The following is a 19,970-nucleotide window of genomic DNA, read 5'->3' on the forward strand; positions in this document are numbered from 1 at the left end:
ATTAGCAGAATCTCTAAGTATGAAAAAGCAGGAGCCGCGTTGATAGCAACTCCTGCCCATACTTGTCAATCTGCGCAGTTCTATTCCTTATGAAGTTGCTCCCCAGCAGAGCTTCACTACGCTTCAAACTGCAAACCAAAGGTACAATATGTAAGCTGCTTCAACGAAGAAACATCGGAAAAAATCATCCTGCAATTTGAGCTATAGGATACATACTTCTCAAAATCATCCTGCAAAATGAGCTATACGCCAATGTTTCCTTAATTTGAGTAGCATTGATTAGAAAACATCTTGGAGGTTATCAGTCCGCAAGCCAAATATTTGAACCAAAAGAAATTTAATATTTATCCTTTATCTTACCCTTAAAATAACTATCTATAATTTTCGTATTAGAAAAATCTCTTAAAAGAGTTTCTACAATAATTTTGTCAGCTAATGAGGTTGTTGGGCCCAACATAATCTCAATATTATCTAGTGCTTCAAGCTTCATGGGTAAATCTACATATTCTGTATGAACCTTGTAATTTTGTGCTAGTGATTTTGTAATGACATCCATTAAATGCTTTAGAGAATTAAACAGGTTAGACGTTTCATTGATGTCCATCAATTTAGGGTTTAAAGGTTGAGCTATCAGCCTAAATCTATATTCGTTTTGAAATGCCCATGAATCTCGCTTAATACATCCCATATCCTTTGTGTTTATAGAGATGCCATCTCCTTCTTTTTTTATTAAATTGTTTATTAATGACTTATTATCAGGAACATAGTGAATTTCTTGTAATTTGGCTTCATTATTTGGTAACATAAATACACAATCACCCTCTATATGGTTCCATTCCTTGAAATAACTATAGAAAGTGTCGTTGACTCTATATTTGACAAATATATCTTCGTCAAGTCCTATTCGTACACCTTTATAGTTGGTATACATTTTCCATAGCGCAAGGTTCTCTTTATCATCTTTTGTCCAGCACGAAACAAAACAGTATTGCCCTAACATTATATTAGAATCCCCAGAGCCATACATTGCTTCTTCCATATCGTCAACCTTATCAAGTCGATTAAAGCGTATGGTTCTATTCTTTAGAATCAGAGCTAATGTTTCTATTGTTGTATAATGGTAGATTTTCATATTTGGTTTTAAATTTTGATAGATGATTTTATCATCTCTATTTCATTATTGTCTGTAATATGATATAGTTTAAGCACAAAGTTGTCAATCTTCTCGTCAAGTTCCTCTACACGTTTTTGATTGTTTGCTTTCTTCTCTACTGCTATCTCGTCTACCATTTCTTCTAAGTCAGTCTTAGCTTTTTCAGAAATCTCTGGCAGCGGAAAATTCTTTAAGTCTGCAATAAGGATTTTAGGAAAAGCTCCCTTTGTTGCCTTAGGTGAGTGGTTGAAATGGTAGAATGTGGCTAAATTTGAATTTAATATAGCACACAAAACTTTCAATGAATATAACTCGCTCTCTAATACTATTAATATGGCAGGATCATTATAATACTCTTCATTCACAATAGTAGCGTAGATAGATGGATTAGTAATCTCTCTAACCAATAATCTACGCCCCACGAAGAACTTTGGCTCTCGGGGATTGGCAATTCCATCGCAGTAATCTATATATTCTTTACCATTCCATTTGATGCCATATCGTGTTATGTCCTCCCCCCAGAGCCATCTTTTTAGTCCTTCTTTATACTCACTATAATGGTATGCTCTATTTTCTATTATTTTTTTACTTTGCCCTCTGTATTTGTCATATGCAATTAGTCCCTGACTTATATCTGGAAATAAGTTGATTAAACATGAATGTGAACTTTTTATTTTTTCAACTAATTCTATAATCTCTTCTGAGCGAGAAAAAGCCAATCCCCAATTTTGATTTAAACCTAAAAGTTTTTCCTTGGCTATGATTTCAAGTTCTTCATTAATAAGTTCTGAGAATTTGTCTGCGTTGCTTGTATTTCTAAACCCAATTACATCACTGCCAGTGTCTGACAACTGCATATTGAAGACTGTATTGCGTACGGTTACGGACTCAAAGATGTTGAACTGTGAGCAATCTAAGATCTCTATTATTTTCCAATGATTGAGTACAGTGTTCCTAAACATACTCGCATTCATATTAAAGAGCCAAGTATTCGGGACGATATATCCAAGAGTACCATGGGGTTTTAGAATTTGTCGTGCTAATTCTATAAAATAATAGTATATTTCGTAGTCAGGCAGGTGTCCCCACAGCCCCACTATTTTTGTGCGAAGGTCATTCTTGAATGAAACGCCGTAAGGAGGATTACCAATAATGCAGTCGAAGCCTTCAAATCTACCAGTTGCATCTAAGACTTCAGGAAATTCATAACGCCATTCAAAAGCATCTCTGAAGAGCGAATTTTCTTTTAAGTCATCTACTTTCTCTTTGAGTTTTTTTACATTCTTCCTTTTTGCCTCAACTCTGCTCAAGAATCTTGTGTCCGTGCTTTCAAACGCATCATTTTCTAAAGTTAGTAATTCTAAGTTGGCTTTTGCCCATTCTTTATAAACAGGACTTTTGCTGCTGAGTCCAGAAGTTATTTGCGATTTTATAATTTGAATATCATGTTCAATTTCCTTTTTGTTGGCTTTATCTGATGTCGCTTTGTATGCCTTTACATCATCTTTGTATTTCTTGACAGTCAGAGTCGTGTTAGCTAAAACTTGATTAATATTATCAGCTAACGTATGTTTCATTAATAGAGAATTACCGCATTTGATATTGATATCAATATTAGGCAATGTCTCCAAATGTTTATAATCGCTTGAAGCAGTGTAATAAGAATTCTTTAATAGTTCTATCCACAGACGAAGTCTACAGATATTCACGGAGTTTGGATTGATGTCTACGCCATAGAGACAGTTCTCGATTATCTTTTTCTTCTCATTGAATAAAGTTTCTTGAATTCTCTGGCTCTCAACTTGCTTTGGATGATACTCAAAAAGATTCTCGTTTTCAGCATCACTCACTAACAACTCGTCATTTTCAATGGTAAAAGTGTAATCCTGTTTCTTTATTCTTTTACCATTAGCATCTACCAATATTCCCAACTCGAATTTTATTAAGATAATTTCATTGAGGGCGGAAACGAGGAAATGTCCTGATCCTACAGCAGGATCACAAACCTTGATGCTGTCAATAATCTCATTTGCTTTTACAATATCTAAATCTTTGTTGTATATATCTTTGATAGAACTGCAATTCCATTCAAATGTATCGTTAAACTTCTGAACGATGGCATTTCTTATAGATTGCTGACACATATACATCGTTATGTAGCCAGGTGTAAATACAGCCCCATCTTTATGACCATTGATTTTCTCAAAGATGAGTCCCAACACTGATGCGCTGATTAAAGTCTTATTGTCCTCAGTTATTTCATCGGCTTTATCACTTCCAAAATTGTAGGAGTCCAGGAACAGAAACAAATACTCGATAGTTGAAAGTGCAGAAACATTTCTATATTTCTCTTGTTTTTTAAGAATGCTATTCGATAAAATTGGAAGTTTCTCTTTTTGTGAAAGACCACTTATTTTGATAGTTTTTTGTTCCAATTCACTTATCTCAAATAATGAGCTATTGAGGTATGGCACATTGGGATAATCATTATTGACATCCGTAGTTCGCTTCTCGTAATCAACAGCTAAAACTTGAAAGAATAATCGATGTAGCTCGTCAAAGTCTGTTATTTTGTCTATGGTTAGAAATCGATAATTCTTATCTCCATTGTTATAATTTATGAGTTGAGACTCTAATAATTTTAAGAATAAAATACGATTTATCCATGTGATACAAAGCTGTAATGCAACATTAAACTCCTGTTCATCCGTATCTAAACCAAAAGCTTTCAATTCTTTTTCATTATAGACACTGAGACTATCGTCTGTTTTTAACTTGTTAATAACATTTTCTAATAATGAAGCAGCATAACGATTGTTTCTTTTGCGTTTAATAAAACGCTTACTTGATACTGTTACTTCTTCAATGCCAATGATATGTAGGAGTTCTGTATAGAACGATTTATTTAAGGTGTTGCTATCATTTGTATGAGGCAGTTTCAGGATATGAATATTGCTGAATACTTTGTACAATGGAATTATTTCTTTTAATTTTTTTTCATCATCAAAGGATTTGGCAAATGAATCTAAATTAAAATATGTATAATCAATATTCTCTAAAATAGTTGCTACATATGGGTAAGCTATTTCATTATAAAAATGAGAGGTCGATTTATCTGTCTTTACCCCATCTCTGAACTTTTTGAATTCTTTTAGAAAAGATTTGTTCTTATAAAATAATTGTTCAAACAATTGACCATCGAAGAAAAGAACTCCCGCATATTTGTTGCGATAAGATTTCTTATATCATCATTTTTCTTTTCAACTCTTTCGATAAGAAAATATAAAATAAGTTCATGTAGAGCTTTTCTGTTTAAATCAGTTGTTGATATCATCTCAGATTGATTTGCAGTTCGCTTTGCTTCGATAATAACTCCGATATTGGAGGATTCTCTGTTCCCTAGATGAATTGCCCAATCAATATTATTGTCTTCAGGCTTGTTAATTTCATAATCTTTATAGAATGTGGATTTAAGAAAATCACGTAAGTGAGTTTCTTGGTTCCCTTCTATCTGTTTATCTAATATTTTGTGATAGAATTCAGATAATGCTGTTTTAAACTTCAATATATCTTCCTTAACTACAGGTTGTTGATAATAAATTTTATTTATCGATTGTTTTATCGTTAGTTGTGCCATAACTAATTATTTCTTATTCTTGTTCATAATAGTACGAATAGTCAATGCCCTTCATAAACATTTCTCGGTCATCAATCTTTGTAGTGAGGGCAGGTTGTACCAAGGCTTTGATGTACGTGCTATCAGAAATACTCTCACGCATTGCGGTAAGGTATTCGTTTTTGTCTATTTGGCTCCAATCCACACACCGTTTGAGAGAACGCTTTAGCATGAGGTCAAGCCAAATGCGAGTGTTACGACCATTACCCTCCATAAATGGATGGGCAACATTGCGTAAATTCGGCTGCACTCTACCATTAGTGAACGAGTTCACATGGTACTCGTTTGCACGAATTTTCATTTCAATATATTTGTCCATAATCTCATCAAAGGTAGTTTCGGGCATTCGCTCTATTGTTTGCAGGGTTTCAGGGAAGTGCATACAATTAGCGAAAGTGAATCCTCCTTTTGAAATATTCTTAGTTCGGATTTGTCCTGCAAAGTCATACAATCCTCCAAAGAGATAAGCGTGTATCTGTTGCAGACATTTGATATTACCAGGCTCTGCTGTTTTCAAGAGTCCACTCTCAAAGAGTTGGTAGGATTTCTTCTTACTCTGCCCATCAATGGTATTGTCGCTGTAAGTAAACCAATCAAGAAATCCCATTGCCTTGACATTGGGTATTGCCTTTGCCAACAAGATTACTCCCTCACTATCTAACGTATCTGTCAATCGTTGTTTCCCATCAGAGGCTTTTAGCTTTAGTTGCTTAGTAGCACTAACCAGTTCGTTATTCTCCTTCTTCAACTTTGTTTTGAGATACTTCCAATAGTTCCTCGTCTTTTGGTAATCATCTTGCTCGTTAATCGCAGCAATGATGTCCAGCACTGAGAACCACCATTTATTATGGTCGTCGTCCCATACTGCCCTTACTTCACGGTCGTTGAAAAAGCGGATAGATGTTTTATGCTCTGCCATAATAAAGTTACTCATCTGGGGTGTTAATCAATTCTTTTGGATTGATTTGTAAAATCTCTGCTATCTGAAATAGCAATTCTAGGCTTGGCTGACGACGATTGCAAACGTAGGAGTTCACAATAGTGAAACTCTTACCGAGTTTCTATGCAAGCCATGTTTGCTTAATCCCTTTCTCGATAAGTACCTCTTTAATTCTATTAGTTGGACTTTCCATAAATATTATATGATTGTTTGCAAATATAGTAAATATTCTTGTATAAAGAATAGAAAAGGAGGAGATATTTTCTCCCATTTTAAAAGTCCTAATATCTACCTCTCTTATGTTGTTAATTATGCTGCATCAGACTATCTACTTTTGACTTCAGTTTCAAGCTATAATTATACGTCTTTTATGTTTGTAGCTGCCAATACACGAACATGCTTTACATAGTATTTAGATATTCTTATTTAAATCATTACTTTATACTTAAGTTTCTATCTCTTCCCCCCACTCTATTTCATATGTTAGTAGCAAAAAGATACAAACTGTTTTACTTAATAAATTTATCTATATGCTAACAATTATCTGAAGTCCTCTTATAAAAACCAATATATATAACAGCTTACGCTTAGCTGTAGGCAATGGCTTTTTATCTTTACTGTTTTTTTTACTTTCTTTATAATGTTCTTAGTTTGATTTTTTTAAACAAAAAAAAGTCCATACTTTCCTATAACAGGAAGGTATGGACTTATATATTCTAATTTTGTTTTATTTCACTTCCTCAAAGTCAGCATCTTGTATATTATCATCTTGTTTTGGCTGCTCTTGCTGTGCCTGCTGACTATTAGCTGCACCTGCCTGAGCACCTGCCTGACTATACATTTGCTGTGAAGCAGCCTGCATAACACTGTTTAGATTAGCCGTAGCAGTGTCTATAGCTGCTATATCTTGAGCCTTATGAGCATCTTTAAGCTGCTGAAGAGCTGTTTCTATAGCCGATTTCTGATCGGCAGGCACCTTATCGCCATTGTCCTTTAAGAAGTTTTCTGTAGTGAATATCATAGAGTCTGCTTGGTTAAGCTTATCTATCTTCTCACGTTCAGCTTTATCAGATGCTGCGTTTTGCTCTGCTTCTGCTTTCATACGATTAATCTCATCTTCGCTCAAACCACTTGATGCTTCGATACGAATAGATTGCTCTTTGCCTGTAGCCTTATCTTTAGCAGATACGCTTAAGATACCATTAGCATCAATATCAAAAGTTACTTCTATCTGTGGAACACCACGACGAGCAGGAGCAATACCAGTTAAGTTAAACTGCCCAATACTCTTATTTTGTGATGCCATAGGACGCTCACCTTGAAGAACATGTATTGTTACCTCTGTCTGATTGTCGGCTGCGGTAGAAAATACCTCGCTCTTCTTAACAGGTATAGTAGAGTTAGCATCTATTAGCTTAGTCATTACACCACCCATAGTCTCGATACCAAGCGTTAATGGTGTTACATCTAGCAAGACAATATCTCCTACACCACTTTCCTTGTTAAGAATAGCTCCTTGTATAGCAGCACCTACTGCAACTACCTCATCAGGGTTAACACCCTTTGAAGGCTCTTTGCCAAAGTAGTTTTTTACTAATGTTTGTACTGCAGGTATACGGCTCGAACCACCTACAAGTATTACCTCGTCTATATCGCTAGTAGAAAGCTTAGCGTCCCTGATAGCATTCTGGCAAGGCACTAAACAAGCCTGTATCAAGCCATGAGCTAACTGCTCAAACTGTGAACGAGTAAGAGTCTTTACCAAATGCTTAGGCACACCACCTTCAGCAGTTATATAAGGTAAGTTGATCTCTGTAGAAGAAGAAGAGCTTAGCTCTATCTTAGCCTTTTCAGCAGCTTCCTTTAAGCGTTGCATAGCCATAGGATCTTTTGTAAGATCTATACCTTCGTCAGCTTTAAAGCCATTTACTAACCAGTCTATAATTACCTGATCAAAATCGTCACCTCCAAGATGTGTATCACCATTAGTAGATAGCACCTCAAAGACACCACCACCAAACTCTAATATAGATATATCAAAAGTACCACCACCAAGGTCGAATACTGCTATTTTCATATCTTTATTAGCCTTATCTACACCATAAGCTAATGCTGCTGCAGTAGGCTCATTAACTATACGCTGAACATTTAAGCCTGCAATCTGCCCTGCTTCTTTTGTAGCCTGACGCTGAGAGTCAGAGAAATAAGCCGGAACGGTGATAACAGCATCGGTTACCTCTTGTCCTAAATAATCTTCTGCTGTCTTCTTCATCTTCTGAAGCACCATAGCTGATATTTCCTGAGGAGTATATTTGCGATCGTCTATCTGTACACGTGGATAACCACCTTCATTGACAACTTTAAAAGGTACACGATTTACCTCTTTAGAGCTTTGATCGTAGGTTTCACCCATAAAACGCTTAATAGAATAAACTGTCTTTTCTGGATTTGTGATAGCCTGACGCTTAGCAGGATCGCCCACCTTACGCTCGCCACCTTCTACAAAGCCTACTACAGAAGGAGTAGTACGTTTACCTTCGCTATTAGCTATTACTACTGGCTCGTTACCTTCAAATACTGCAACACACGAGTTAGTTGTTCCTAAGTCAATTCCAATAATCTTTCCCATAATTATATATATATTTTTTTTATTTTTATTATTCTTGTATCATTACCCCAATGCGTTATACATTGACGTTCGCTTAATTATTTACAAAGGTTGTGCCAACGAAAGAAAGTATGACAAGATGGCAGACTTCTTTGCTCTTAAAGATTACCTACTCTTAGAAGAAAACTCTCTACGCGTGCTCCTGCCATAAAGCGTCTTATTTCAGCTCTCTATTATTTTTATCTGCCCATGCTACCTGCACACCAAACCCAAAATCCTCCACTTTGCGATTAGTATCAGGATCGCGACGACCTGAAGGCACAAACTTACACTTTACACTCTTTATATTTTTACGCAAAGAAAAATCCTCCGGACTATCTGAAGGAGTACTCTCCACAGTGAGATGAAAGCGCCCAAGCCCTTCTAAGACTACCGTCTTTCCATTTGCAAGCTGAAAACCTATCTCGTCTATCAACGCCACTACAATACCACGCACATCACCTCGCGTAAACGAAGTACTTTCCTGAATAGCATTAGATAAATCGTTAATAGTAGAAATACCATTACTTACCGTACGAGCGTGCCACTTTCCGCCACGATTATTTTCCTTAAACTTGCTTTGCTGTAATCTGATCTTTACTGCCATAATATTCTTTTTTTTTGTTAATCTGTTAGGTTATCTATCAAAAGGCAATACATAATATTAATAAAACTACTGACTTTATATATAACAAAAGATTGCCTATCTTTATAGAAAAGATATGCAAATATAAACAAAAATAATTTATTTTCCAAGTATTTTTAGATTATTTTTGATAGAAAAATAATTTATTTTCATTTTTCACTCGCCTTCTTTTTACAGATAAAACTATAGCTTTCAAAGCACATAGTATGCTATATTATTATGTTATACATAAGGTGTGTAGGCTTTTTAGAAATGAGCCTTTTTGCTAAAACCTATATTTATTATTAAAAACAGCAATATAAATAAAACTTTACTTTTAGCAAAATATCTACAGAAAAGAACAAGCAAAATACCTAAAAATGTAGAAAGGTAACGAAGATTAATTATATTTACAAAAAGAGAAATATTTACCAAAACTAACAAAACGTTAGTTTTGGTAGCAATTCGCACGCTAATATAAGATAAATAAGCGCAATAATATAGGTTTAAAACATTTTAAGAAAATATTTTATAACGTATTATCTACAATAAAATCACCAAATTTGAGTATTGTCAAACTTTTAGTAATATATTAATTTTGCATTTCCTATTTAATAAACAGATAGAACTATTAAGGCAATAATGGCACTAATACATCGGGATAACAAATATGTTTTTACAACTATATCTTTGCTTTTTATAAGCCTACTTTGTTTAGCACAAACACATAAAGACACTACGTCTATACGCAAAGAAATGCTCGATGAAGTGGTGGTTACAGGCTATATTAATAAGCCTAAGGAAATATATACAGGTTCGGCATTTACCATCGATAGAAAAACCATAAAGAGCCAAGTAAACACAAACTTGTTAGAACTGATAAAAAATAATGTTCCCGGATTTGAGCTAACCCCTGACAATAATAAAGGGTCTGACCCAAACAAGTTGCCAGATATGATTATACGTGGGCGAAGTAGTTTTATAGAGGGCGACCATACTAACCTTCCGCTTTTCATTCTCGATGGCGTAGAGGTAGATGTACGAGTAGTTTTCAGCTTAAAGCCTTCCACCATCTCTCAAATATCTGTGTTGAAAGATGCTGCTGCCACTACTTACTATGGCTCAAAAGCTGCCAACGGTGTTATTGTAATAACGTCATTACCTTCTCATATAGGAAAACTGAACATCGATTATAGTAATCGTTTTCAGGTGAGTGTAGCCGATTTGTCTGATTATAATCTGCTTAATGCTGCCGAGAAATTAGAATTTGAGCGCAAAGCAGGTTTATATGGTCGTTTCATAGGCAACAGCGATATAGATGTAAAACGCCAAAAAGACTATTATGCAAGACTGGACAGGGTAAAAGCAGGTGTTAATACCAACTGGCTAAAAATGCCGTTACGTACAGGGTTATCACAAACACATAACATTAACATTATGGGCGGAACACCATTATTTCGTTATACGCTTATGGCAGGGATTAATGATGTGCGGGGAGTTATGGATAAAAGCGACAGAAGAGATGGCTCGGTGAGAGTAAATTTGACATACGGCGATTTTTCAAAATTCTTCTTACAATACACTGCACTTATAATGGGTGGGCAAAGTCATGATGTGCCTTATGGCAGTTTTTCGGACTATACAAGACTAAACCCATACGATGAGCCATACAATAGCTACGGAGAGCTAAACAACCATCTTGCCTTTGGTATGGCTAATCCTATCTTTGAAAAGACTCTTTCCAGCTATATTCTGCAAAAAAACAAGGTTGTTACAAACAGTGCTAAAGTGCGTTGGAATATCTTAAAACATCTACGCTTAGAAGCTACAGCCTCTTTAACACAAACGCAAAACGATAACGAAACGTTTTATTCGCCACATTCTGTAAAATTTCATTATACGGATAAGGCTAAGCGTGGTAGTTTTGATATTATGCACAGCGAATCTACCGATTTTTCGGCAAATGCCTTTTTAGTTTGGGCTAAAGCTATAAAAAAGCATCAACTCATTGCTACCTTAGGACTTAACCTTCAGGCTACAGACGACGAAAGTAATGGGTTTACAGCCATTGGGATACTATCAGACAAGATAGACCATGCTTCACAGGCGGCAGCATTTGCTGAAGGGAGTACACCAAAGGGAGGAAAAGACAAAGCAAGAATGTTTGGAGGCTATTTAAACGTGCAATATGTTTTTGAAAATAAATATTTCATAGATGCATCTTTTCGCCGTGAAGGATCGTCAAAGTTTGGAACATCAGAACGCTATGCTCCTTTTTGCATGATAGGATTAGGGTGGAATATACATAAAGAGCAATTTTTTAGTGACACCCCTATCAATTTGTTAAAGCTCAGGACAAGCATAGGCACCGTAGGTAACGTTAGTTTTAACCCTTATCAGGCTCAATTAGCTTACCGATACCATGCCAATTACATTTATAACAACGAAATAGGAGCTATGCCTGTAGCATTAGTAAACCCGAACTTAAAATGGGAACGAACCATAAAAGCCAATTTGGGTCTTGACTTTAGCTTATTTTCCGACCGCTTAAGTGGCTCATTCGACATATATAAAAACACAACTAATAATGTGGTTATGACCATATCAAAACCTTTGCATACAGGTTTTGCCAATGCAAAAGAAAACTTAGGTCAGATACGCAACAGTGGTTACGAGCTGTCGTTGCGTGGTAGGATTATAAATAGTAGGCTTTGGGGTCTAAACGCATATTTTACAGCGAGCCACAATCACAATGTAATTGTAAAAATAAGCGATTACTTAAGAAATCAAAACGCACATAACGCAAAGCTCTCAGGTAGGCTACCCGCAGCAATATACGCTGAAGGAGAGTCGCTTACAGCCTTAAAAGTAATGCTCTCAGCAGGTATAAACCCTTCAAACGGTAAGGAAATATTTATTGGACAAGATGGTGAGCAAACTTATACATACAATTATAATGCCCGAAAAGTAGTTGGCGACCTTACTCCAACGCTGCAAGGAGCATTTGGCTTAGCTGCTAATATTAGCAATTTTAGCCTTACCGTATCGTTTAACTATCGTTTAGGTGCAACCATCTATAACGGAACTTTGGCAAACAAGGTAGAAGGCATTAACCCTATGTATAATGCTGACAAGAGAGTGTTTTACAACCGCTGGCAAAAGCCTGGCGATAAAGCTATCTATAAGCATATTGCTGCTCAAGAAGATACACCTCCCACATCTAGATTTGTGAAGAAAGAATACGCTTTAGAGGGCACTTCGCTTATGTTAGGGTATGACGTGCCAAATAGTTTGTGCAAATTAGCTCACCTGCAATATGTACGCTTTACTTTTTCTATGGGACAATTCCTACACCTATCTACTATAAAGCGTGAAAGAGGCTTAGCTTATCCGTTTGCAAATATCTATGAGTTAGGACTTAACATTAAAATATAAGAAATGAAAGCAATAAAAATATTTTTTATAATAAGTCTGCTTACATCTACTTTTTCTGCATGTAATTTCATCGATATAGACACGCCCGGTCTTATCAATGACAAGCAAATGTTTGCCGATGAGCAAGGTGCAAAAGACGCTCTTACAGGCATTTACGCCACGCTTACAAAAGCCGACCTTTACGGTAGTAACCTCTCTTTTGGTTTTATAGATGAGATAGCACAACTATATTATAACGACCACGAGTCGTCTACAACTACCCTACTTGCAAAAACATACGATTTACAATATAAAGATAAAGAAGTAAGACGAATAATAGACCAGATTTGGGCAACAGCCTATTATGATATTTATGCCATTAATAGCCTTTTAGAACACATAAAAGATAAAGACACCCCTAAAATGTGCAACTACAGAGCACAAGCCCTTGCCATTAGAGCAATGTTACATTTTGATTTGCTTCGTCTTTTTGCACCAAATATTAATAATCCTAACGCTTTAGCCATACCATATATAACAAAGGCAAGTAACCAGATATGTGAAAAGAAAACCGTACAAGAATGTTATCAAGACATTATGCACGACTTAGAAGAAGCAAAAAAAGAGTTTTTAAAGAAAGAATATCCAACCGTTAAAAATGTATATATCACCCTCAATGCCGTAAAAGCTATACAAGCTCGTGTGGCTTTATGGGGAAACAACAACAAAAAGGCAGCCGCCTTAGCAGAAGAGGTTATAAACAGCCACTATAAACTGGTGAAAGAAAACGATGTTTTACAGCTTTTCAGAGGTTATGATGCAGAAACAGAATGTATTTGGGTGTTAAATGCGCCTAAAATGTACATCAACGTACGACAATTGTTTTATCCTGAACATAGCACGCCTACCTGCAATATGGTAAGAGAAAACTATAAACGCTTGTTTAAAACTGAGACTTTCTCTACCATAAATAATGACTATCGGTATCAAACTTATTTTACTGCTACTAATTGGGGAAAGCCTGTTACTGCTTTTATAAAGCTTTATGATAAAGATTATGATGAAAGCCAGCAATGGAAGTCTAACAGAACACCCGGAATTAATATGATTCGTCTTCCTGAGATGTATTATATTTTAGCAGAAGCTATATATGACAAGGATAAACAAAAGTCGCTAAAGGCTATAAATACAGTTGTAACGGCAAGAGGTTTACAACCTATATCAATGGACGAAATTAGTACTAAGAAGCTCTTTCAAAGATGGATAGCTGACGAGATAACAAGAGAATATTGGGGAGAAGGGCAAATATTCTTCACCTACAAACGTTTGTGGCGTAGCATGGACGGACTGAACGGTAAACATATAGAGGCCAGTAACGAAACCTATGTACTGCCACTACCCGAAAGCGAAAATGGATTAGAGAAATAAAAACAAAAACAAAAGTTATGAAAAAAACACTTTCTACCATTCTTTTTTCCACAGCACTATTACTCATATCAGGTTGCTCGTCTTGTTTTATAGAGCCATCTAAAAGTGGGATATGCTTTGAGAAATCTACCTATAACATATCTTTAGGCAGTTTGCCATACGCAACTACCGATTCGGTGGTGAGCGTTATTATAGAAACAATAGGAGAATTGCACATGGAAGAACGTTATTACAAATTGCAAATTATAGACACTGCAACAACTGCTATTGCCAATTTGCATTACGACCCTTTAATATTAAACAGAACAATAAAGCCAAATGCTACCCACGATACATTGAAGATAAAAATAAATCGTCGCTCTTTAGACGACCATTCTACCTATACGCTAACCCTTGGCATTGATCCCTCATCGCCATTACAGCCAGAGATTATGGAGCATAAAATAGCTAAAATATTATTTAACAACCGGTTAGACATTCCTTCATGGTGGTCATCGGTGGCTTATTGGTTAGGAGAATACAATATTAAGAAATATCAAAAATTTATAGAATATTATGGTAACCCTGTAAGAAAAGAACAGTTTGAAGATCGTAAATATGAATACCTGCGCATTTTTAAACGTGTAAAAGAATATTTCGACCTTCACCCCGAAGAAGGTGTAATATTCCCTAATGTTACTTGGGAGGTATAGGTACCATATTTTAGATAAATATTTATTAAAAAAAAAACAGACATTTAATTAATAGAAACAGACAAAATGAAAAAACTAAAAAACATCTACCTCTTGTTTATAGCAATGTTATTATTAACAGCTTGCTCAGAAAACAATTTGGAAAATAGTAACCTGAGCCATAAAAAGACAGAAGGAAAACTAAGTAATATTGAAGGTATAGAGAAAGCATATAGCATAAAACAAGGTGCTATATTGCAAATAAAGCCAAACATAAAGTTCTCTAACGATCAGAAACAAAAAGTTACTTACCAGTGGAACATCAATCACAAAGAAGTAAGTAATGAAGAAACATTAAATTACACTTGCTCTACATTAGGCACCTTTTCATGTTTCCTAAAGGTAACGGCGGCTGACGAAACAGCTAAAATTATAGAATTTAAACTCTTTGTTTACTCCGATTACAATCGCGGGCTACTATTATTTACTGAAGGAGAGAAAGGTGCCGAACTTGCTTATAAGGCTTTAGACATAAGTAATATACCTATGGCTACAAACGTTTTCAAACAAAGTAACCCTAACCTTACATTAGGAACAGAGCCTTTAGCCCTTTGCTGGACAGGAGAAGGTATTACAAACCCTAACAACATAGAAGACACAGATGGGTTAAATGTGGTTATTAGTACCGATAATCCAAGAAAAGTTTACTTGCTCGACCCTAACACACTCGAAGTAAAAACAGAAGTGCAATACGATGGCAAAGGCGAATTTTATCCAAACTTTGCTTTTGCGCCGTTTGGAGGGCAAAACTTTATGTGGAATAGAGATTTTAATGTAATTTTTTTCGTAGGAAATGGTAAGGATTACTTAATGACATTAAACCATCATTTCCTTGAGGATAAAATTAATCACCAAATGCCTAAGGACGTTAAAATAGCCGATTTAGCTTGTTCTTTTATTCCTTTACCTACCGATATGGTACGTGTATATTTTGATTTGAAATCAAAACATTTACTGTATATTGCTGCAATAGGAAGGACAGCATTAGGTGAAACTGTTTGTGATGTTACACCTATGGCATTACTACCTTGTGATGGAGTATATGCAGACGGACTGGCTGACAATCGTTATGAGCCACGCCACTTCTTATTTGTAGGATATACAAGCAATAAAGAGGTTAATATTTATCGATTATCTATTTCCCGTACATCACAAAAAAATCCGAAAATAAAAGAAATTGTTTTAACTAACATCTCGTCTAATGGCAATATAAAAAGTACCGATGCTATTGGTGTAAACCCTACAAAACCAATAATGTATTATGGTAACGAAAATGGTAAAATATTCGCTTTTAACTATGAAGCGCAAAACTTTAGCAATAAGCCTTATATAGATTTGGGTGAAAACTTTAAGGTAAAACAAATCATCTTCAATCCTTATAATTCCAATGAAATGTATGTTGCTGCCGAAGATAAGAAAGCTTCAAAATATTCATGTGCCTCTGTTTTCATAATCAATGCAACAAACAAAGAAAGCGGAAAAATTATAGAAGCTGACCATAACGTGGGAGGTAAAATACGTAGAATGGTGTTTAAAGGAAATGGAAAAGAACATTTAGATAGAATAAAATAAAAAAAGATATTCATAACAGTAAGTAATAATATCACATAATATAAATTAATAAAAATAACAAATAAAAAAAAGTAATTATGAAAGTTTTTTGTAAATATTCATTTGTCGCTTTAATATTGTTCGCAGCTTTTATGGTAAGTTGTAGCAAAGACAATGATGATATTAATCCAACAAAAAAAGAAGAACAGAAAGGTTCGCAAGGCACTAAGACTTATGAAAAGCTGCAACTTTCTACAGCTACGCTCTTGATGAAAGCAAGTCAGGAAGCATCTATAAAGATTCTACAAGGAAACGGAAAATATAGTTGCAAAGTTATAGATAGCAGCATAGCTATAGCAACTTTAAATAACAATGTTATAACCATCAAATCGCTTTCTATAGGCGAAACAGAACTTATTGTAACCGATGAAGATAGTAAAGAGCAAGCAAAGGTAAGTATTCTTGTAGAGGAAACTGACACACAGATACCTGATGGCGTTGAGATAAAAGATAATGTTATAAAAAAATGGCCTGCAGAGTTAATACCAGAAGATGGCAAAATAGTTCTTAAAGAAGGCATTACGGGTATAGATGTTGAGGCTTTTAAAGAAACACCAATACAAGAAATAATATTTCCTTCTACATTAAAATATGTTGGTAAAGGAGCATTTTCTTACTGCAACAAGTTGCATAGAGTAGTTTTATCTTCTAATTTAGAAAAAATAGATGAAGATGCTTTCTATCAATGCCACGCTTTGCAAGAGGTAAATATACCTAAATCGGTAAAAGAAATAAAACCAAACGCATTTGCTTTTTGTAATAATTTACAGAAAGTTTCTTTAGATGAAGGGCTTGAAACCATAGGAGAAAGTATGTTTTATGGCTGTGATCAATTAACGGAAATAAAGTTGCCTACTTCTTTAAAGGATATTCAAGAAAACGCTTTTAGTGCCTGCAGCAGTCTGGAGTCTATCATTATTCCAAATAATATTACAGAGATAAAAGCTACTACTTTTAAGGATTGCAAATCATTATCATCTGTTCAGCTTCCTAAAAATCTATCTTTAATAGGTAGTCAGGCTTTTTATGGTTGTAAATCGCTAAAGAGCATAACACTCCCAGAAACGTTAGAAAGATTAGAACTATCTGCTTTTAGTAGCTGCGAAGAGCTAACTGAGGTTCTACTTCCAAAGAATGTTAACTTTATAGGAGGTGGCTTATTTGCTGATTGCAAAAAATTGAGCAAAGTAAATATACCAGAGAAAGTGAAAGTCATTAATGTGAAAACTTTTCATAACTGTGAAAGCTTAACCAGTATTGTAATTCCAGAAGGTGTTACAGAGATAAAGCATTCGGCATTTCTTAACTGTAAAAAACTAACAAAAGTAGATCTGCCTTCTACACTTAATAAAGTTTTTCTAAACACATTTACCGGTTGCTCTAACCTTGCTGAAGTTATCTGTCGTGCAACAACACCTCCCACAACAAATGCTGCCATCTTTAACAAAACTCCAACAACCAAAAAACTTTACGTCCCTAAAGGAAGCAAAGAGCAATATAGTAACAATGAAAGATGGGGTAAAGCTAACTTTGCAGAGGTAGCAGAGCTTTAATGCGACACATAGAAAGTATTATAACAATAAAAAAATAACAATTAATAAACAAAAAAAAAATAATTATGAATAGTTTTTATAAATACTCATTTATCCTTTTATTTATGATTGCTGCTTTTATGACAAGTTGCAACAAAGATAATGATGACTTTAATCTTCCTAAAAAAGAAGAGCAAAAAGGTTCGCAAGAAAACAAAAACGATGTTAAACTACAACTTTCTACTACTCAGCTAAATATGCAGGTAGGAAAAACAGAGTCTGTAAAAATAGTAAAAGGAAACGGAAAGTATAGTTGTAAAATAACTGATAACAATATAGCTACAGCTACTTTAGAAAACAATATCATTACCGTTAATCCGCTTTCTACGGGTAATACCGAACTTGTTGTTACAGATGACAATAGCAAAGAACAAGTAAAGGTAAATATAGTTGTTAGCCAAGCAGCTACACATAATCCTACACCTGGTGAAACTGGAGAAACTACTAAAACTATCTTTACTTTCAATTTCTCTGAAAACCCATGGAAAGTTCCTACTACAAACAATATAGACGCCAGAGATGATAAAACTGCTGGTAAATTAGACGATGATGTTAAGATGGTAACAGGACCTGTAACACTAACACAAAAGAAACTTAATGATAGGTATTGGAACAGAATTATAGATAATATCTATACAGTATATTTAAAAAATGAGTTTACATTTACAGCAGAAGAAGGTAAGGTTATTACACGCATAGAGTTTGTAAATGTACCTTATTGTTGCGATATTATGTACAATTTAAAAGAGCTAACATGTGAAGATGAAGATGATTTTCCCTACATTTGGACTGGTAAAGAAAAGACTATTACGTTTAATGCCTCTAAGACATCTAAGTTTAAAGAAATAAAAGTTACTGTAGAATGATAAGACTACAAACGATTATTAATCTTTTCTAATAGTATAGAGGTTACTATAAAAAAGTTATTATTTCGTTATTGTACATAAATATTACAAGATAAGTATTAGATATAAAATAAGCTGTATTAAGTTATAATAAAAGGTAACTTAATGCAGCTTGCTTTTTATATAATAAGTAAGCAATAACATTAAAAAAATCCGCTATATATGCGCTAAAAAGCGTGTATATAACGGATTATCTTTACACCTATATATTAGAATTATCTCTTTATATCACCTTCTCTGATAAGATATTCTGCTATCTGAACAGCATTTAGTGCAGCCCCTTTACGTATTTGATCGCCCGTAAGCCATAACACACAGCCGTTATCATCAGCAAGATCTTTACGTACACGCCCAACGTAAACATCATCATGCCCTGCACTTTCTAAAGGCATAGGGTAAACATAGTTTTGTGGATCATCTACTAACGTAACACCTTCGGCAGCAGCTAACGCTTTGCGAATATCGTCTACAGCTAACGGCTTCTCGGTTTCAAACCACACACTCTCAGAATGGCTGCGAAGAGATGACACACGTACGCAGGTGGCACTGGTGCGTACATCAGAGTGCATTATTTTGCGAGTTTCGTTAAACATTTTCATTTCCTCTTTAGTATAATCGGTATCGGTCATCTTATCTATTTGAGGAATAACATTATATGCTAACTGGTGAGGAAACTTTTTTATCGTTTTTACCTTACCTATAGTTAGCAGCTCCTTATATTGTTGCTCTAATTCTGCCATAGCGGCAGCTCCTGCACCGGATGCACTTTGATAGCTACTAATATGTATTTTCTTAATATGACTAAGCTTTTCTATAGGAGCCAAAGCTACTACCATCATTATTGTGGTGCAATTAGGATTGGCTATTATCCCACGAGGGCGTTTTAAAGCATCAGCAGCATTAATCTCAGGGACTACCAATGGCACATCTTCACACTGACGAAACTGGCTGGAATTATCTATCATCACAGTTCCATACTTAGTTATAGTATCGGCAAACTCTGCAGATGTGCCTCCTCCTGCACTAACAAAAGCTATATCCACTCCCTTAAAGTCGTCATTATGCTGAAGCAAATTTACCTTGTAATTCTTTCCCTTAAAGGCATATTCTCTACCTGCAGAACGTGAAGAACCAAACAACACTAAGTCGTCAAGAGGAAAATTTCTCTGTTCCAATATGCGAAGAAATTCCTGCCCTACGGCACCACTGGCACCAACAATAGCTACTTTCATTTTTATATTATAATAT

General features: G+C 35.1%; 12 protein-coding genes and 2 pseudogenes. 6 read left to right on the plus strand and 8 right to left on the minus strand.

All coding sequences use genetic code 11. From position 1 onward, the window contains the following. Positions 1-337: 337 nt before the first annotated feature. The 7 genes and pseudogenes from F596_RS0106230 to F596_RS0106255 all read right to left on the minus strand — a co-directional run bounded on the left by F596_RS0106230 (position 338) and on the right by F596_RS0106255 (position 9,023). The gene (locus tag F596_RS0106230) at positions 338-1,039 is read right to left on the minus strand and encodes a DUF2971 domain-containing protein (protein WP_238292742.1); all 702 of its coding nucleotides are present in this window, start codon (positions 1,037-1,039) and stop codon (positions 338-340) included. A gap of 101 nt (positions 1,040-1,140) precedes the next feature. Further along, a complete protein-coding gene (locus F596_RS10905) occupies positions 1,141-4,125 on the minus strand; it encodes a type IIG restriction enzyme/methyltransferase (protein WP_154648184.1) in 2,985 nt (994 codons plus the stop codon). A 6-nt stretch (positions 4,126-4,131) separates the two neighbouring features. Beyond that, positions 4,132-4,790, minus strand: a pseudogene (locus F596_RS11320) (DUF7149 domain-containing protein); the annotation flags it as partial. Between the two features lie 13 nt (positions 4,791-4,803). Then, the gene (locus F596_RS0106240) at positions 4,804-5,763 is read right to left on the minus strand and encodes a BRO family protein (protein WP_019036271.1); all 960 of its coding nucleotides are present in this window, start codon (positions 5,761-5,763) and stop codon (positions 4,804-4,806) included. Further along, positions 5,756-5,962: pseudogene (locus tag F596_RS10910) on the minus strand (helix-turn-helix domain-containing protein). Before F596_RS10910 ends, F596_RS0106240 begins: the two are co-directional and overlap by 8 nt. 534 nt (positions 5,963-6,496) lie before the next feature. Then, on the minus strand, positions 6,497-8,398 hold the full coding sequence (gene dnaK / locus F596_RS0106250; RefSeq protein ID WP_019036273.1) for a molecular chaperone DnaK: 1,902 nt from the start codon (positions 8,396-8,398) through the stop codon (positions 6,497-6,499). 196 nt (positions 8,399-8,594) lie between these two features. Beyond that, positions 8,595-9,023: an HU family DNA-binding protein gene (locus F596_RS0106255; RefSeq protein ID WP_008451105.1), complete on the minus strand. Its 429-nt coding sequence runs from the start codon at positions 9,021-9,023 to the stop codon at positions 8,595-8,597. Between the two features lie 660 nt (positions 9,024-9,683). On the opposite strand from F596_RS0106255, the gene F596_RS0106260 reads away from it, so the two are divergent. The 6 genes from F596_RS0106260 (at position 9,684) to F596_RS0106285 (ending at position 18,683) form a co-directional block, all read left to right on the plus strand. Then, the gene (locus tag F596_RS0106260) at positions 9,684-12,476 is read left to right on the plus strand and encodes a SusC/RagA family TonB-linked outer membrane protein (protein ID WP_019036274.1); all 2,793 of its coding nucleotides are present in this window, start codon (positions 9,684-9,686) and stop codon (positions 12,474-12,476) included. Positions 12,477-12,479: 3 nt separating this feature from the next. Further along, positions 12,480-13,883 (plus strand): RagB/SusD family nutrient uptake outer membrane protein, encoded by a 1,404-nt coding sequence (locus F596_RS0106265; protein ID WP_019036275.1) that lies wholly within the window; start codon positions 12,480-12,482, stop codon positions 13,881-13,883. Between the two features lie 17 nt (positions 13,884-13,900). Then, positions 13,901-14,575 (plus strand): DUF4843 domain-containing protein, encoded by a 675-nt coding sequence (locus F596_RS0106270; RefSeq protein WP_019036276.1) that lies wholly within the window; start codon positions 13,901-13,903, stop codon positions 14,573-14,575. Between the two features lie 66 nt (positions 14,576-14,641). Next, positions 14,642-16,186: a PKD-like domain-containing protein gene (locus F596_RS0106275; protein WP_019036277.1), complete on the plus strand. Its 1,545-nt coding sequence runs from the start codon at positions 14,642-14,644 to the stop codon at positions 16,184-16,186. A 77-nt stretch (positions 16,187-16,263) separates the two neighbouring features. Continuing rightward, positions 16,264-17,778, plus strand: coding sequence for a leucine-rich repeat domain-containing protein (locus tag F596_RS0106280; protein WP_036857782.1), 1,515 nt, complete (start codon positions 16,264-16,266; stop codon positions 17,776-17,778). Between the two features lie 65 nt (positions 17,779-17,843). Next, positions 17,844-18,683, plus strand: coding sequence for a hypothetical protein (locus F596_RS0106285; protein WP_036857780.1), 840 nt, complete (start codon positions 17,844-17,846; stop codon positions 18,681-18,683). Positions 18,684-18,937: 254 nt separating this feature from the next. On the opposite strand, the gene F596_RS0106290 is transcribed toward F596_RS0106285, so the two are convergent. Beyond that, a complete protein-coding gene (locus F596_RS0106290) occupies positions 18,938-19,954 on the minus strand; it encodes an aspartate-semialdehyde dehydrogenase (protein ID WP_019036280.1) in 1,017 nt (338 codons plus the stop codon). Positions 19,955-19,970: the final 16 nt, after the last annotated feature.

It is taken from the genome of Prevotella amnii DSM 23384 = JCM 14753, assembly GCF_000378745.1.
Lineage (GTDB): Bacteria > Bacteroidota > Bacteroidia > Bacteroidales > Bacteroidaceae > Prevotella > Prevotella amnii.

Bases quoted from the DNA above. Each gene is read 5' to 3' on its own strand.
- F596_RS0106230 (WP_238292742.1), bottom strand. From the start codon at position 1,039: ATGGAAGAAGCAATGTATGGCTCTGGGGATTCTAATATAATGTTAGGG.
- F596_RS0106240 (WP_019036271.1), bottom strand. From the start codon at position 5,763: ATGAGTAACTTTATTATGGCAGAGCATAAAACATCTATCCGCTTTTTC.
- dnaK (WP_019036273.1), bottom strand. From the start codon at position 8,398: ATGGGAAAGATTATTGGAATTGACTTAGGAACAACTAACTCGTGTGTT.
- F596_RS0106255 (WP_008451105.1), bottom strand. From the start codon at position 9,023: ATGGCAGTAAAGATCAGATTACAGCAAAGCAAGTTTAAGGAAAATAAT.
- F596_RS0106260 (WP_019036274.1), top strand. From the start codon at position 9,684: ATGGCACTAATACATCGGGATAACAAATATGTTTTTACAACTATATCT.
- F596_RS0106265 (WP_019036275.1), top strand. From the start codon at position 12,480: ATGAAAGCAATAAAAATATTTTTTATAATAAGTCTGCTTACATCTACT.
- F596_RS0106270 (WP_019036276.1), top strand. From the start codon at position 13,901: ATGAAAAAAACACTTTCTACCATTCTTTTTTCCACAGCACTATTACTC.
- F596_RS0106275 (WP_019036277.1), top strand. From the start codon at position 14,642: ATGAAAAAACTAAAAAACATCTACCTCTTGTTTATAGCAATGTTATTA.
- F596_RS0106280 (WP_036857782.1), top strand. From the start codon at position 16,264: ATGAAAGTTTTTTGTAAATATTCATTTGTCGCTTTAATATTGTTCGCA.
- F596_RS0106285 (WP_036857780.1), top strand. From the start codon at position 17,844: ATGAATAGTTTTTATAAATACTCATTTATCCTTTTATTTATGATTGCT.
- F596_RS0106290 (WP_019036280.1), bottom strand. From the start codon at position 19,954: ATGAAAGTAGCTATTGTTGGTGCCAGTGGTGCCGTAGGGCAGGAATTT.